25 protein-coding genes are annotated in these 14,778 nt (G+C 63.2%); all 25 read left to right on the top strand.

Features of this window, described 5'->3' with window-relative positions; all coding sequences use genetic code 11:
* The first annotated feature begins 11 nt into the window (after window positions 1-11).
* Complete coding sequence (gene rpsG, locus OZ411_RS36820) at window positions 12-482, top strand: 30S ribosomal protein S7 (RefSeq protein WP_028168166.1); 471 nt, start codon at window positions 12-14, stop codon at window positions 480-482.
* A gap of 30 nt (window positions 483-512) precedes the next feature.
* Window positions 513-2,585 (top strand): elongation factor G, encoded by a 2,073-nt coding sequence (fusA, locus tag OZ411_RS36815; RefSeq protein ID WP_130577499.1) that lies wholly within the window; start codon window positions 513-515, stop codon window positions 2,583-2,585.
* A gap of 40 nt (window positions 2,586-2,625) precedes the next feature.
* Window positions 2,626-3,816 (top strand): elongation factor Tu, encoded by a 1,191-nt coding sequence (gene tuf, locus OZ411_RS36810; RefSeq protein WP_027583251.1) that lies wholly within the window; start codon window positions 2,626-2,628, stop codon window positions 3,814-3,816.
* 83 nt (window positions 3,817-3,899) lie between these two features.
* On the top strand, window positions 3,900-4,208 hold the full coding sequence (gene rpsJ / locus OZ411_RS36805) for a 30S ribosomal protein S10 (protein WP_002712302.1): 309 nt from the start codon (window positions 3,900-3,902) through the stop codon (window positions 4,206-4,208).
* Window positions 4,209-4,262: 54 nt separating this feature from the next.
* Window positions 4,263-4,982, top strand: coding sequence for a 50S ribosomal protein L3 (gene rplC, locus OZ411_RS36800; protein ID WP_130225562.1), 720 nt, complete (start codon window positions 4,263-4,265; stop codon window positions 4,980-4,982).
* A gap of 1 nt (window position 4,983) precedes the next feature.
* Complete coding sequence (gene rplD / locus OZ411_RS36795) at window positions 4,984-5,604, top strand: 50S ribosomal protein L4 (RefSeq protein WP_130577498.1); 621 nt, start codon at window positions 4,984-4,986, stop codon at window positions 5,602-5,604.
* Window positions 5,601-5,900, top strand: a complete 300-nt coding sequence (locus OZ411_RS36790; protein ID WP_028168161.1) for a 50S ribosomal protein L23 — start codon at window positions 5,601-5,603, stop codon at window positions 5,898-5,900. The genes rplD and OZ411_RS36790 overlap by 4 nt, the downstream gene beginning before the upstream one ends.
* 13 nt (window positions 5,901-5,913) lie before the next feature.
* Window positions 5,914-6,747, top strand: a complete 834-nt coding sequence (gene rplB, locus OZ411_RS36785; protein WP_028168160.1) for a 50S ribosomal protein L2 — start codon at window positions 5,914-5,916, stop codon at window positions 6,745-6,747.
* Between the two features lie 12 nt (window positions 6,748-6,759).
* Window positions 6,760-7,038 (top strand): 30S ribosomal protein S19, encoded by a 279-nt coding sequence (gene rpsS / locus OZ411_RS36780; RefSeq protein WP_027583256.1) that lies wholly within the window; start codon window positions 6,760-6,762, stop codon window positions 7,036-7,038.
* A 10-nt stretch (window positions 7,039-7,048) separates the two neighbouring features.
* Entirely contained in the window at window positions 7,049-7,435 is a 387-nt protein-coding gene (rplV, locus tag OZ411_RS36775; RefSeq protein ID WP_028168159.1) for a 50S ribosomal protein L22, read from the top strand.
* Between the two features lie 22 nt (window positions 7,436-7,457).
* Window positions 7,458-8,156: a 30S ribosomal protein S3 gene (gene rpsC, locus OZ411_RS36770; RefSeq protein WP_027583258.1), complete on the top strand. Its 699-nt coding sequence runs from the start codon at window positions 7,458-7,460 to the stop codon at window positions 8,154-8,156.
* 30 nt (window positions 8,157-8,186) lie between these two features.
* Entirely contained in the window at window positions 8,187-8,600 is a 414-nt protein-coding gene (gene rplP, locus OZ411_RS36765) for a 50S ribosomal protein L16 (RefSeq protein ID WP_028168157.1), read from the top strand.
* 5 nt (window positions 8,601-8,605) lie between these two features.
* A complete protein-coding gene (gene rpmC, locus OZ411_RS36760; RefSeq protein WP_130577496.1) occupies window positions 8,606-8,812 on the top strand; it encodes a 50S ribosomal protein L29 in 207 nt (68 codons plus the stop codon).
* A gap of 10 nt (window positions 8,813-8,822) precedes the next feature.
* Complete coding sequence (rpsQ, locus tag OZ411_RS36755) at window positions 8,823-9,071, top strand: 30S ribosomal protein S17 (RefSeq protein WP_027583261.1); 249 nt, start codon at window positions 8,823-8,825, stop codon at window positions 9,069-9,071.
* 81 nt (window positions 9,072-9,152) lie between these two features.
* Window positions 9,153-9,521 (top strand): 50S ribosomal protein L14, encoded by a 369-nt coding sequence (gene rplN, locus OZ411_RS36750; protein ID WP_028168155.1) that lies wholly within the window; start codon window positions 9,153-9,155, stop codon window positions 9,519-9,521.
* Window positions 9,521-9,835, top strand: a complete 315-nt coding sequence (gene rplX, locus OZ411_RS36745) for a 50S ribosomal protein L24 (protein WP_028168154.1) — start codon at window positions 9,521-9,523, stop codon at window positions 9,833-9,835. The genes rplN and rplX overlap by 1 nt, the downstream gene beginning before the upstream one ends.
* A complete protein-coding gene (gene rplE / locus OZ411_RS36740) occupies window positions 9,828-10,385 on the top strand; it encodes a 50S ribosomal protein L5 (RefSeq protein WP_130577495.1) in 558 nt (185 codons plus the stop codon). The genes rplX and rplE overlap by 8 nt, the downstream gene beginning before the upstream one ends.
* 47 nt (window positions 10,386-10,432) lie before the next feature.
* The gene (gene rpsN / locus OZ411_RS36735; RefSeq protein ID WP_130577494.1) at window positions 10,433-10,738 is read left to right on the top strand and encodes a 30S ribosomal protein S14; all 306 of its coding nucleotides are present in this window, start codon (window positions 10,433-10,435) and stop codon (window positions 10,736-10,738) included.
* Between the two features lie 13 nt (window positions 10,739-10,751).
* Window positions 10,752-11,150 carry a 30S ribosomal protein S8 gene (gene rpsH / locus OZ411_RS36730; protein ID WP_130577493.1) on the top strand — a complete coding sequence of 133 codons (399 nt, stop codon included), beginning with the start codon at window positions 10,752-10,754 and terminating at the stop codon, window positions 11,148-11,150.
* A gap of 14 nt (window positions 11,151-11,164) precedes the next feature.
* Complete coding sequence (gene rplF / locus OZ411_RS36725) at window positions 11,165-11,698, top strand: 50S ribosomal protein L6 (protein WP_130577492.1); 534 nt, start codon at window positions 11,165-11,167, stop codon at window positions 11,696-11,698.
* Between the two features lie 11 nt (window positions 11,699-11,709).
* A complete protein-coding gene (gene rplR, locus OZ411_RS36720) occupies window positions 11,710-12,069 on the top strand; it encodes a 50S ribosomal protein L18 (protein WP_027583268.1) in 360 nt (119 codons plus the stop codon).
* Between the two features lie 60 nt (window positions 12,070-12,129).
* A complete protein-coding gene (gene rpsE / locus OZ411_RS36715; protein WP_027583269.1) occupies window positions 12,130-12,702 on the top strand; it encodes a 30S ribosomal protein S5 in 573 nt (190 codons plus the stop codon).
* A gap of 38 nt (window positions 12,703-12,740) precedes the next feature.
* Window positions 12,741-12,935 (top strand): 50S ribosomal protein L30, encoded by a 195-nt coding sequence (gene rpmD, locus OZ411_RS36710; RefSeq protein WP_028168147.1) that lies wholly within the window; start codon window positions 12,741-12,743, stop codon window positions 12,933-12,935.
* A gap of 20 nt (window positions 12,936-12,955) precedes the next feature.
* Entirely contained in the window at window positions 12,956-13,444 is a 489-nt protein-coding gene (rplO, locus tag OZ411_RS36705) for a 50S ribosomal protein L15 (protein ID WP_130577490.1), read from the top strand.
* A gap of 141 nt (window positions 13,445-13,585) precedes the next feature.
* On the top strand, window positions 13,586-14,778 hold a 1,193-nt coding region (gene secY / locus OZ411_RS36700), incomplete at its 3' end, for a preprotein translocase subunit SecY (protein ID WP_282531861.1).

Here is a 14,778-nt window from a genome sequence, read left to right as displayed (position 1 = left end):
GAACAGGCAAGATGTCGCGTCGTCACTCTGCAGAAAAGCGTGAAGTGCTTCCGGACCCGAAGTTCGGAAACATCATCATCACAAAGTTCATGAACTCGGTCATGTACGCCGGCAAGAAGTCGGTCGCCGAGAACATCGTCTATGGCGCGCTCACCATGATCGAGGCCAAGACCAAGCAGAATCCGCTCGGCGTGTTCGAGCAGGCGCTCGAGAACGTCATGCCGACCATTGAGGTGCGTTCCCGTCGCGTCGGTGGTGCGACCTATCAGGTGCCGGTGGAAGTCCGCTCGGTGCGCCGGCAGGCGCTCGGCATCCGCTGGCTGATTTCGGCCGCGCGCGAGCGCAACGAGAAGACCATGACGGAGCGGCTCTCGGCGGAGCTGCTTGATGCGTCGAACAACCGGGGGAACGCCGTCAAGAAGCGTGAAGACGTGCACCGGATGGCGGAAGCCAACCGCGCCTTCTCGCACTATCGCTGGTAAGGCGAATTACGGAATTTAAGGAACAGCCCCATGCCCCGCCAACATGCCATCGAGGACTATCGCAACTTCGGTATCATGGCGCATATCGACGCCGGCAAGACCACGACGACCGAGCGCATCCTCTATTACACCGGCAAGAGCCACAAGATCGGCGAAGTGCACGAAGGTGCCGCGACGATGGACTGGATGGAGCAGGAGCAGGAGCGTGGCATCACCATCACCTCGGCTGCGACCACCGCGTTCTGGAACGGTAAGCGGCTGAACATCATCGACACCCCCGGCCACGTCGACTTCACCATTGAAGTTGAGCGCAGCTTGCGTGTGCTCGACGGCGCTGTGTGCGTGCTCGACTCCAACCAGGGCGTCGAGCCGCAGACCGAGACCGTCTGGCGCCAGGGTGATAAGTACAAGGTTCCGCGCATCGTCTTCGCCAACAAGATGGACAAGACCGGCGCCGACTTCTTCAAGTGCCTGTCCGACATCGTCGACCGCCTCGGTGCCAAGCCGATCGCGATCCAGCTTCCGATCGGCGCCGAGAACAACTTCAAGGGTCTCGTCGATCTCGTGAAGATGAAGGGCATCGTCTGGAACGATGAATCCCTCGGTGCGAAGTTCGACTATGTCGACATTCCGGAAGACCTCGTCGACCAGGCCAAGGAATACCGCGAGAAGATGGTGGAAGCCGCCGTCGAGCTCGACGACGACGCATTGGCCGCCTTCCTCGATGGCAACGAGCCGGATGAGGCGACGCTGAAGCGGCTGATCCGCAAGGCGGTGCTGACCGGCGCGTTCTATCCCGTGCTGTGCGGCTCCGCGTTCAAGAACAAGGGCGTGCAGCCGCTGCTTGACGCCGTCGTCGACTACCTGCCGTCGCCGATCGACGTGCCCGCGATCAAGGGCACCGACGAGGACGGCAACGAAGTCGTGCGCAAGGCGGACGACAAGGAGCCGCTGGCGCTGCTCGCGTTCAAGATCATGGACGACCCGTTCGTCGGCACTATCACCTTCTGCCGCATCTATTCGGGCATCCTGCAGAGCGGCACCGGCGTGGTGAACTCGACCCGCGAGAAGAAGGAGCGGATCGGGCGCATGTTGCTGATGCATGCGAACAACCGCGAGGACATCAAGGAAGCCTATGCCGGCGACATCGTCGCGCTGGCGGGCCTCAAGGAAGCGCGCACCGGTGACACGCTGTGCGATCCCAACAAGCCGGTGATCCTGGAAAAGATGGAATTCCCGGACCCGGTGATCGAGATCGCGATCGAGCCGAAGTCGAAGGCCGACCAGGAAAAGCTAGGCGTCGCGCTCGCGAAGCTCGCCGCTGAGGATCCGTCGTTCCGGGTGACGACCGACCACGAGTCCGGTCAGACCATCCTGAAGGGCATGGGCGAACTGCATCTCGACATCAAGGTCGACATCCTGAAGCGCACCTACAAGGTCGACGCCAACATCGGTGCGCCGCAGGTGGCGTTCCGTGAGCGCGTGACCAAGCGGGTCGAGCACAGCTACACCCACAAGAAGCAGACCGGCGGCACCGGCCAGTTCGCGGCCGTGACGCTGATCGTCGAGCCGAACGAGGCCGGCAAGGGCTACGAGTTCGAATCGAAGATCGTCGGTGGCGCGGTGCCGAAGGAATACATCCCCGGCGTCGAGAAGGGTCTCGAGAGCGTGCTGGGCTCGGGCGTCGTCGCGGGCTTCCCGATTGTCGACGTCAAGGTGCAGCTCATCGACGGCAAGTATCACGACGTCGACTCGTCGGCACTGGCCTTCGAAATCGCAACGCGCGCCTGCTTCCGCGAAGCGCTGCAGATGGGCAAGTCCGTCCTGCTCGAGCCGATCATGAAGGTCGAGGTGGTGACGCCGGAAGACTACACCGGGTCCGTCATCGGCGACCTGAACTCCCGGCGCGGCCAGATCCAGGGCCAAGACATGCGCGGCAATGCCAACGTCATCAACGCGATGGTGCCGCTCATGAACATGTTCGGTTACGTGAACAACCTGCGCTCGATGAGCCAGGGTCGCGCGACCTTCACCATGCAGTTCGATCACTACGCCGAAGCGCCGGCGAACGTGTCGGCTGAAGTCCAGAAGAAGTTTGCCTGATTATCGTTGGTTGGCAGCTAACGATTGAACGGAGAGTCAAATGGCCAAAGCAAAATTTGAGCGTAACAAACCGCACTGCAACATCGGCACCATCGGTCACGTCGACCATGGCAAGACCTCGCTGACCGCCGCGATCACCAAGATCCTGGCGGAAACCGGCGGTGCGACGTTCACCGCCTACGACCAGATCGACAAGGCCCCGGAAGAGAAGGCGCGCGGCATCACGATCTCGACCGCTCACGTCGAGTACGAGACCAAGAACCGCCACTACGCCCACGTCGACTGCCCCGGCCACGCCGACTACGTGAAGAACATGATCACCGGCGCCGCTCAGATGGACGGTGCGATCCTCGTCGTGTCGGCTGCCGACGGCCCGATGCCGCAGACCCGCGAGCACATCCTGCTCGCCCGCCAGGTCGGCGTTCCCGCGCTCGTCGTGTTCCTCAACAAGTGCGACATGGTCGACGATCCGGAGCTGCTCGAGCTCGTCGAGCTCGAAGTGCGCGAGCTGCTCTCGAAGTACGACTTCCCCGGCGACAAGATCCCGATCGTCAAGGGTTCGGCGCTGGCCGCTCTCGAAGACAGCGACAAGAAGCTCGGCCATGACGCGGTTCTCGAGCTGATGCGCAATGTCGACGAGTACATTCCGCAGCCGGAGCGTCCGATCGACCAGCCCTTCCTGATGCCGGTCGAAGACGTGTTCTCGATCTCGGGCCGCGGCACCGTGGTGACCGGCCGTGTCGAGCGCGGGATCGTCAAGGTCGGCGACGAAATCGAGATCGTCGGTCTGCGCGACACTCAGAAGACCACCGTCACCGGCGTCGAAATGTTCCGCAAGCTGCTCGATCAGGGCCAGGCAGGCGACAACATCGGTGCGCTGCTCCGCGGTACCAAGCGCGAGGAAGTCGAGCGTGGCCAGGTGCTGTGCAAGCCGGGTTCGGTCAAGCCGCACACCAAGTTCAAGGCCGAAGCGTACATCCTCACCAAGGAAGAGGGCGGCCGTCACACCCCGTTCTTCACCAACTACCGCCCGCAGTTCTACTTCCGCACCACCGACGTGACCGGTGTCGTGCATCTGCCTGAGGGCACCGAGATGGTGATGCCGGGCGACAACATCGCGATGGAAGTGCACCTGATCGTGCCGATCGCGATGGAGGAAAAGCTGCGCTTCGCCATCCGCGAGGGTGGCCGCACCGTCGGCGCCGGCGTCGTCGCCTCGATCCTCGAGTAAGAAGCGAATAGGGAATGGCGAGTGGCGAATAGGAATTTCTATTCGCTACTCGCTACTCGCCACTCACCAAAGAAAGTACGGCAATGAACGGCCAGAATATCCGCATCCGTCTCAAGGCGTTCGACCATCGTATTCTCGATACGTCGACCCGCGAGATCGTGAACACGGCGAAACGCACCGGTGCCCAGGTTCGCGGTCCTATTCCGCTGCCGACCCGCATCGAGAAGTTCACCGTCAACCGTTCGCCGCACGTCGACAAGAAGAGCCGCGAACAGTTCGAGATGCGCACCCACAAGCGCCTTCTCGACATCGTCGATCCGACCCCGCAGACCGTCGATGCTCTCATGAAGCTCGATCTGGCCGCCGGTGTCGACGTCGAGATCAAGCTCTAAGTTTTTTGGATTGAAGTCCGCGCGAGTGGACGAAAGAGAACAGGAACCACGCCGATGCGCTCCGGAGTGATCGCACAAAAGGTCGGGATGACGCGGGTCTTTACAGAGGCCGGCGAACATATCCCCGTGACCGTGCTGAAGCTCGGCAACTGCCAGGTGCTGGGCCACCGCACCACTGAAACGAACGGTTATGTTGCGCTGCAGCTCGGCTCGGGCTCGCGCAAGACCGTATACATGCCGAAGGCCGAGCGCGGCCAGTTCGCCGTCGCCAAGGTCGAGCCGAAGCGCAAGGTCGCGGAATTCCGCGTCTCCGAGGATGCGCTGATTCCGGTCGGCGCCGAGATCCAGGCCGATCACTTCGTGGTCGGTCAGTTCGTCGACGTTACCGGCACCTCGATCGGTAAGGGCTTTGCCGGCGGCATGAAGCGCTGGAATTTCGGCGGTCTGCGCGCCACCCACGGCGTGTCGATCTCGCACCGTTCGATCGGTTCGACCGGCGGCCGTCAGGATCCCGGCAAGACCTGGAAGAACAAGAAGATGCCCGGCCACATGGGTGTCGATCGCATCACCACGCTCAACCTTCGCGTCGTCCAGACCGATGTCGAGCGTGGCCTGATCCTGGTCGAAGGCGCCGTTCCCGGCTCCAAGGGCGGCTGGATCAGGGTGCGCGACGCCATCAAGAAGCCGCTGCCGAAGGAAGCTCCGAAGCCCGGCAAGTTCAAGGTTGCGGGCGAGCAGGCTGCCGAGGCGCCGGCCGAGCAGGAGGGTGCGTGAGATGGAACTGAAAGTCACCACCCTTGAGGGCAAGGAAGCCGGCTCGGTCCAGCTTTCCGACGCCATTTTCGGCCTCGAGCCACGCGCCGACATCATTCAGCGCTGCGTGCAGTGGCAGCTCAACAAGCGCCAGGCCGGCACGCACAAGGCCAAGGGTCGCGCCGAGATCTGGCGCACCGGCAAGAAGATGTACAAGCAGAAGGGCACCGGCGGTGCCCGTCACGGCTCGGCGCGCGTGCCGCAGTTCCGTGGTGGCGGCCGCGCCTTCGGTCCGGTGGTTCGCTCGCATGCGACCGACCTGCCGAAGAAGGTGCGTGCGCTGGCGCTCAAGCATGCTTTGTCGGCCAAGGCCAAGGACGGCGGCCTGGTCGTGCTCGACAGCGCTGATATCAAGGAAGCCAAGACCAAGGCGCTGGTCGGTCACTTCTCCGGCCTCGGGCTCACCAATGCGCTGATCATCGACGGCGCCGAGCTCAACAACGGTTTCGCGACCGCGGCCCGCAACATTCCGAATATCGACGTGCTGCCGATCCAGGGTATCAACGTCTACGACATCCTGCGCCGCCAGAAGCTGGTCCTGACCAAGGCGGCCGTCGATGCGCTGGAGGCGCGCTTCAAATGAAGAATATCGATCCGCGCCACTACGACGTCATCGTCGCGCCCGTTGTGACCGAAAAGGCGACGCTCGCCTCCGAGCACAACAAGGTGCTGTTCAAGGTCGCCTCCAAGGCCACCAAGCCGCAGATCAAGGAAGCGGTCGAGAAGCTCTTCGACGTCAAGGTCAAGAGCGTGAACACACTGGTGCGCAAAGGCAAGACCAAGGTGTTCCGCGGCAATTTCGGTTCGCAGTCGGACACCAAGCGCGCGATCGTGACCCTGGAAGAGGGCCACCGCATCGACGTGACTACCGGACTATAAGGGCGTAACGACGATGGCATTGAAAACCTACAATCCAACGACGCCGGGCCAGCGCCAGCTGGTGATGGTCGATCGTTCGGCGCTCTACAAGGGCAAGCCGGTCAAGGCGCTCACCGAGGGCAAGCAATCGAACGGTGGCCGCAACAATACCGGCCGCATCACCGTGCGCTTCCGCGGCGGCGGCCACAAGAAGGCCTATCGCAATGTCGACTTCCGCCGCGACAAGGTGGATGTGCCGGCGATCGTCGAGCGGCTGGAATATGACCCGAACCGCACCGCCTTCATCGCGCTGATCAAGTATCAGGACGGCGAGCAGGCCTACATCCTGGCGCCGCAGCGGCTCGCCGCAGGCGACACGGTGGTGGCCGGCAGCTATGTCGACGTCAAGCCGGGCAACGTGATGCCGCTCGGCAACATGCCGGTCGGCACGATCGTCCACAACATCGAGCTGAAGATCGGCAAGGGTGGTCAGCTTGCGCGCTCCGCCGGCACCTATGCCCAGATCGTCGGCCGCGACCAGGACTACGTCATCATCCGCCTGAACTCGGGCGAGCAGCGCCTGGTGCACGGCCGTTGCCGCGGCGCGATCGGCGCGGTGTCGAATCCCGATCACATGAACATCTCGATCGGCAAGGCCGGCCGCACCCGCTGGCTCGGCTGGCGCCCGCACAACCGCGGTGTCGTCATGAACCCGATCGACCACCCGCATGGCGGCGGTGAAGGCCGCACCTCGGGCGGCCGCCACCCGGTGACACCGTGGGGCAAGCCGACCAAGGGCAAGAAGACGCGCTCGAACAAGTCGACCAACAAATTCATTCTCCTAAGCCGCCACAAGCGGAAGAAGTAAGGAACGCCGGACATGGTTCGTTCAGTCTGGAAAGGCCCGTTCGTCGAGGCATCGCTGCTCAAGAAGGCAGATGCCGCGCGCGCGTCCGGCCGTCACGACGTTATCAAGATCTGGAGTCGCCGCTCGACCATCCTGCCGCAGTTCGTGGGCCTGACCTTCGGCGTCTACAACGGTCAGAAGCACGTACCGGTTTCGGTGAACGAGGAAATGGTGGGTCACAAGTTCGGCGAGTTCTCGCCGACACGTACCTTCCACGGCCACTCTGGCGACAAGAAAGCCAAGAGGGCTTGAGGATTAAGCGATGAGCAAACCAAAGCGCGAACGTGTCCTCGCGGACAATGAGGCCAAGGCCGTCGCCCGGATGCTGCGCGTCAGCCCGCAGAAGCTGAACCTTGTCGCGCAGATGATCCGTGGCCGCAAGGCTTCGGCTGCACTCGCCGACCTGCAGTTCTCGCGCAAGCGGATCGCGGTCGACGTCAAGAAGTGCCTGGAATCGGCGATTGCCAATGCTGAGAACAATCATGACCTCGAAGTCGACGATCTCGTCGTCGCCGAGGCGCATGTCGGCAATGGCCTCGTCATGAAGCGTTTTGCCCCGCGCGGCCGTGGCCGCTCGGGCCGTGTCTACAAACCGTTCTCGCATCTCACGATCGTGGTTCGTGAGGTCGAGGCCGAGGCGAGCGCTTAAAGAAGAAGCGCAGGAGAATAAGATGGGTCAAAAGATCAATCCGATCGGGCTGCGTCTCGGCATCAACCGGACCTGGGATTCGCGTTGGTTTGCCGGCAAGGCCGAATACGGCAAGCTGCTGCATGAGGACGTCAAGATCCGCGAGATCCTGCACAAGGAGCTCAAGCAGGCCGCAGTGGCGCGCATCGTGATCGAGCGTCCGCACAAGAAGTGCCGGGTGACGATCCACTCGGCGCGGCCGGGCGTCGTGATCGGCAAGAAGGGCGCCGACATCGACAAGCTGCGCAAGAAGGTTGCCGACATCACGGCTTCCGACGTCGTCATCAACATCGTCGAAATCCGCAAGCCGGAGCTCGATGCGACGCTGGTCGCTGAATCGATCGCGCAGCAGCTCGAGCGCCGCGTTGCGTTCCGCCGCGCCATGAAGCGGGCGGTGCAGTCGGCGATGCGTCTTGGCGCCGAGGGCATCCGTATCAACTGCTCGGGTCGGTTGGGCGGCGCTGAAATCGCGCGCATGGAATGGTACCGCGAGGGCCGGGTGCCGCTGCACACGCTGCGCGCCGACGTCGACTACGGCGTTGCCACCGCGTTCACCACCTTCGGCACCTGCGGCGTCAAGGTCTGGATCTTCAAGGGCGAAATCCTCGAGCATGATCCGATGGCCCAGGACAAGCGGATGGCCGAGGGCGATAGCCCGCGGTCCCGTCGCGACGCCGCCTAACGGCAAATGAGAGTTTGAGGGCTTAACGCCATGATGCAACCAAAGAAAACGAAGTTCCGGAAGGCGCATAAGGGCCGCATCCACGGCGTTGCGACTTCGGGCGCGACGTTGTCCTTCGGCCAGTTCGGCCTGAAGGCGCTCGAGCCGGAACGCGTCACCGCGCGCCAGATCGAGGCCGCTCGCCGCGCGCTGACCCGCCACATGAAGCGCGCCGGCCGCGTCTGGATCCGCGTGTTCCCTGATTTGCCGGTGTCGAAGAAGCCCGCCGAAGTGCGCATGGGCTCCGGCAAGGGCGCGCCGGAATTGTGGGTGGCCCGCGTCAAGCCCGGTCGTGTGCTGTTCGAGATCGACGGCGTCACCAACCAGGTCGCGCGCGAGGCGCTGACCTTGGCCGCCGCCAAGCTGCCGATCAAGACGCGCTTCGTCGCGCGCATCGCGGAGTAACCGAGATGGCCCAGATGAAAGTCGAGGATATCCGCGCGATGAGCGCCGACCAGATGGAGGACGCGATCCTCAATCTGAAGAAGGAGCGGTTCAACCTGCGCTTCCAGCGCGCCACCGGTCAGCTCGAGAACACCTCGCGGCTGAAGGAAGCGCGCCGCGACATCGCCCGTATCAAGACCATCGCCGCGCAGCAGCGCGCGAAGAAGAAGTAAGAGGCCGGACATGCCGAAACGTACGCTGCAGGGCGTGGTCGTCAGCGACAAGCAAGCCAAGACGGTGGTGGTGCGCGTCGATCGCCGCTTCACCCATCCGATCTACAAGAAGACGATCCGCCGTTCGAAGAACTATCACGCGCACGACGAGAGCGACCAGTTCAAGCCGGGCGACACGGTGTGGATCGAGGAATCGAAGCCGATCTCGAAGTTGAAGCGCTGGATCGTGATCCGGGGCGAGCAGAAGCAAACGGCCTGACGCGCATTCGGCTTCGAAGCCGGAGAATGTCAGGAAAATTTTGAGCGCAAGTGAAGCGCAGAAAGAGGACGAGGTGCATCAATGATTCAGATGCAGACCAACCTCGACGTGGCCGATAATTCAGGCGCACGCCGTGTCATGTGCATCAAGGTGCTTGGAGGCTCCAAGCGCCGCTATGCCACCGTGGGCGACATTATCGTTGTGTCGATCAAGGAAGCCATTCCGCGTGGCAAGGTGAAGAAGGGCGACGTCATGAAGGCGGTCGTGGTGCGGGTCCGCAAGGACATTCGCCGCCCCGACGGCTCGGTCATCCGCTTCGACCGCAATGCCGCCGTGCTGGTCAACAACCAGTCCGAGCCGGTCGGCACCCGTATCTTCGGGCCGGTGCCGCGCGAGCTGCGCGCCAAGAACCACATGAAGATCATCTCGCTTGCGCCGGAGGTGCTGTGATGGCTGCCAAGATCCGGAAAGGTGACAGGGTCATCGTGCTGACCGGCCGCGACAAGGGCCGCACCGGCGAAGTGTTCGAAGTGCGTCCGGCCGAAAACACGGCGCTGGTGCGCGGCGTCAACATGGTGAAGCGTCACCAGAAGCAGACCCAGAACCAGGAGGGCGGCATCATCTCCAAGGAGGCGCCGGTCCACCTCTCCAACGTCGCGTATGTCGGCAAGGACGGAAAGCCGACCCGCATCGGGTTCAAGATTCAGGCTGATGGCAAGAAGGTTCGCATTGCCAAGAGCTCGGGAGCAGAGATCGATGGCTGAGACCGCTTATGTGCCGCGCTTGCGCACGGAATATGACAGGAAGATTCGCGGCCTGCTGACCGAGAAGTTCGGTTACGAGAACGCGATGCAGGTGCCACGGCTGGACAAGGTCGTGCTCAACATGGGCGTCGGCGATTCCGTCAACGACCGCAAGAAGGCCGAGACCGCTGCCGCCGAGCTGACGCAGATTGCCGGCCAGAAGGCGATCGTGACCTATTCGCGGGTTGCGATCGCGACCTTCAAGCTGCGCGAGAACCAGCCGATCGGCTGCAAGGTCACGCTCCGCAAGGCGCGCATGTACGAGTTCATCGATCGCCTGGTCACCGTCGCGCTGCCGCGCGTGCGCGACTTCCGCGGGCTGAACCCGAAGAGCTTCGATGGCCGCGGCAACTATTCGCTCGGCATCAAGGAGCACATCATTTTCCCCGAGATCGACTTCGACAAGGTCTCGGAAGCGCGGGGCATGGACATCACCGTGTGTACCACGGCCAAGACCGACGACGAGGCTCGCGCCTTGTTGACCGCTTTCAATTTCCCGTTCCGGCAGTGAGACGCTGACGAACAGCCTCTCAAACGCGGAAACGTAAGGAGCCACGCATGGCAAAGAAGAGTGCAGTCGAGAAGAACAACCGGCGCAAGCGGATGGCCAAGAACGCCGCCGCGAGCCGCGCCCGGTTGAAGGCGATCATCGCCGACAAGACCAAGCCGATGGAAGAGCGTTTCGCGGCGACCTTGAAGCTTGCGGAAATGCCGCGCAACTCGTCGGCGACCCGGATCCGGAATCGTTGCGAGCTGACGGGCCGCCCGCGCTCGAACTATCGCAAGAACAAGTTGTCCCGCATCGCGCTGCGCGAGCTCGGCTCCAAGGGCCTGATCCCGGGCCTCGTGAAGTCGAGCTGGTAAGGAGGGTCGGAAGATGTCAACGCACGATCCGATCTCTGATCTCATCACCCGCATCCGCAACGCGCAGATGCGCTCGAAGTCGAAGGTCTCGAGCCCGGGCTCGAAGATGCGCCAGAACGTGCTCGAGGTGCTGAAGGCGGAAGGTTATATCCGCGGTTACGCCAGCGTCGAGCATTCGTCCGGCCGCAGCGAGCTCGAGATCGAGTTGAAATATTTCGACGGCGAGCCGGTCATCCGCGAGATCGAGCGCGTGTCGAAGCCGGGCCGCCGGGTCTACACGTCGGTGAAGAACCTGCCGCGCGTGAACAACGGTCTCGGCATCTCCGTTTTGTCGACGCCGAAGGGAATCATGGCTGACCACGAAGCGCGCGACGCGAACGTGGGCGGCGAAGTTCTCTTCACGGTGTTCTGAGGAAGGATTGAGCCATGTCACGTATTGGCAAGAGGCCTGTGGCGATCCCGTCTGGTGTGACGGCGACTGTCGACGGGCAGACGGTGAAGGTGAAGGGGCCGAAGGGCCAGCTTCAGTTCGTCGTGCATAACGACGTCGAGGTGAAGTTCGAGAACGGCCAGGTCAAGGTCGCTCCGCGGGTGGACACCAACCGCGCGCAGGCGATGTACGGCACCGCGCGTGCTCAGGTCGCCAACCTGGTCGAAGGCGTCACCAAGGGCTTTGAGAAGAAGCTCGAGATCACGGGCGTCGGCTACCGCGCCGCGATGCAGGGCAAGAACCTGCAGCTCGCGCTCGGCTACAGCCACGATGTCATCTACCCGATCCCGGAGGGCATCTCGATCGCGGTGCCGAAGCCGACCGAAATCACGGTCTCGGGCATCGATTCGCAGCGCGTGGGGCAGGTTGCGGCCGAGATCCGCGCCTATCGTCCGCCGGAGCCCTACAAGGGCAAGGGCGTGAAGTACGCCAACGAATTCATCTTCCGCAAGGAAGGCAAGAAGAAGTAACGGAGCCGGTCATGTCACTGAAGGTTACCAATGCCCGGCGCAAGCAACGCGTACGCTTGGCGCTGCGCCGTTCCGGGGGCGGACGTCCGCGTCTGTCGGTGTTCCGCTCGTCCAAGCACATCTACGCCCAGGTGATCGACGATCAGAAGGGCGAGACGCTGGCGTCGGCCTCGTCGCTCGAGAAGTCGATGCGCGATGGCGGCAACACGGGTGCGAATATCGATGCAGCCAAGGCCGTCGGCAAGCTGCTCGCCGAGCGCGCCACGCAGAAGGGCGTCAAGGAAGTCGTGTTCGACCGCGGCGCCTATCTCTATCACGGGCGCGTCAAGGCGCTTGCCGATGCGGCCCGCGAAGGCGGACTGAGCTTCTGAGCAAGTTTCGAGCGGATATTAGGACTGAGGCATAAGCCTTTCTAGAGATTGGAAAACACCATGGCAGAACGCGAACGCGGCGGACGCGAACGGAGCAGGGAGCGCGAGGAGCGCGACAGCGAGTTCGTCGACAAGCTCGTGCACATCAATCGCGTGGCAAAGGTCGTGAAGGGCGGCAAGCGCTTCGGCTTTGCGGCGCTGGTCGTGATCGGCGACCAGAAGGGCCGGGTCGGTTTCGGCCACGGCAAGGCGCGCGAAGTGCCGGAAGCGATCCGCAAGGCGACCGAATCCGCCAAGCGCAACCTGACCCGCGTGGCGCTGCGCGAAGGCCGCACACTGCATCACGACATCGCCGGCCGTCACGGCGCCGGCCGCGTCTACCTGCGTGCCGCGCCGGCCGGTACCGGCATCATCGCCGGCGGCCCGATGCGTGCGGTGTTCGAGACGCTCGGCATCCAGGACGTGGTTGCGAAGTCGATCGGCTCGTCGAATCCCTACAACATGGTTCGCGCCACCTTCGACGCGCTGAAGAACCAGGATTCGCCGCGTTCGGTCGCTGCGCGCCGCAACATCAAGGTGTCCACCCTGCAGGCCCGCCGCGTCGGTGGCGATGCCGAAGTGGTGGCTGAATAACTCGCGCTAAGCCAGCGCGCTATCTGGAGTTTTAAGAGATGGCCCAGGCCGCAAAGACGATCAAGGTCGAGCAGATCGGCAGTCCGATTCGCCGCCATCATTCGCAGCGTTCGACGCTGATCGGCCTCAAGCTCAACAAGATCGGCCGGGTTGCCGAGCATCAGGACACTCCTGAGGTTCGCGGCATGATCAGCAAGGTTCAACACCTCGTCCGCGTCGTCGGCGAGGGTTAAGACAGACAAGGAGAAGGGCGATGAAGCTCAGCGAGATCGCCGACAATCCCGGTTCGCGCAAGAAGCGCATGCGCATCGGCCGCGGTATCGGTTCGGGCAAGGGCAAGACCGGCGGCCGTGGCGGCAAGGGCCAGACCGCGCGTACCGGCGTGCGCATCAAGGGCTTTGAAGGCGGCCAGATGCCGCTGCATCGCCGCCTGCCCAAGCGCGGGTTCAACAACATCTTCAGGCTCGATTTCGCGGAAGTTAATCTCGACCGATTGCAGCAGGCGGTCGACGCCAAGCAGCTCGACGCCGGAGCGGTCGTGAACGCGGAAGCGCTGGTGAAGTCGGGCGTGCTGCGCCGCGCCAAGGACGGCGTGCGGCTGCTCGGCCGCGGCGAGCTCACGGCCAAGCTCAACATCGAGGTGCATGGCGCCTCCAAGTCCGCGGTCGCCGCGGTGGAGAAGGCCGGCGGCACGGTGAAGATCCTGGCGCCCGCCAAGAAGGACGAAGGCGAGGCGGCGTAACATCTGCGTCATTGCCTGGCTCGCGCAGGCAGGGACGGCAGAGAACGTTGGACTTATCGAAGCCGAGCACCAAATAATGTCCGGTGTCCGCCGATGATCCCGTGGGGGACGTCGGCGGGGGCTCCGGGAGAAAGCCGAAACATGGTCTCAGCAGCGGAACAACTCGCGTCCAACCTCAATTTCGCAGCGCTCGGCAAGGCCGAAGAGCTGAAGAAGCGCATCTGGTTCACGCTGGGTGCGCTGCTTGTTTATCGGCTCGGCACTTACATCCCGCTACCCGGCATCGACCCCAACGTGTGGGAGCAGGTGTTCCGCTCCCAGGCCGGCGGCATCCTCGGCATGTTCAATATGTTCGCCGGCGGCGGCATCCACCGCATGGCGATCTTCGCGCTGAACATCATGCCGTACATCTCGGCATCGATCATCATCCAGCTCCTGACCACCGTCTCGCCGCAACTCGAGGCGCTGAAGAAGGAAGGCGAGGCCGGCCGCAAGACGCTGAACCAGTACACCCGCTACCTCACCGTGATCCTGGCCCTGTTCCAGTCTTACGGCATCGCGGTGGGCCTCGAGGGCGCCGGTAACGTCGTCACCGACCCCGGCATGTTCTTCCGTCTCTCGACCGCGATCACGCTGACCGGCGGCACCATGTTCCTGATGTGGCTGGGTGAGCAGATCACCTCGCGCGGCATCGGCAACGGCATCTCGCTGATCATCCTGTCCGGCATCGTCGCGGAACTGCCGGCGGCGCTCGCCAACATGCTCGAACTCGGCCGCCAGGGCGCGATGTCGACCGGCCTGATCCTGGTCGTGATCGTGATGGCGGTTGCCGTGATCGCCTTCATTGTCTTCATGGAGCGCGCGCAACGCCGGCTCCTGATCCAGTATCCGAAGCGCCAGGTCGGCAACAAGATGTTCGAGGGCCAGTCCTCGCATCTGCCGCTCAAGCTCAACACCTCCGGCGTGATCCCGCCGATCTTCGCGTCCTCGCTGCTGCTGCTGCCGACCACGGTCGCGAACTTCAATGCCGGCAAGGGCCCGGAATGGATGCAGTGGATCACCACCCAGCTCAGCCACGGCCGGCCGCTGTTCCTGATTCTCTACCTCGCCCTGATCGTGTTCTTCGCCTTCTTCTACACGGCGATCGTGTTCAACCCGACCGAGACCGCCGACAACCTGAAGAAGCATGGTGGCTTCATCCCGGGCATTCGGCCTGGCGAGCGCACGGCGGAGTACATCGACTATGTGCTGTCGCGCGTCACAGTGGTTGGCGCGATCTATCTTGCGATCGTATGTCTCATCCCGGAGATTCTGATTTCCTACGCCTCCGTGCC

Origin of the sequence: Bradyrhizobium sp. Arg237L, from assembly GCF_029990105.1 — a bacterium.
In the GTDB taxonomy this organism is placed as follows: Bacteria; Pseudomonadota; Alphaproteobacteria; order Rhizobiales; family Xanthobacteraceae; genus Bradyrhizobium.
Note: the sequence above shows the minus strand (reverse complement) of the source record. Positions and strands in the feature narration are given on the sequence as shown.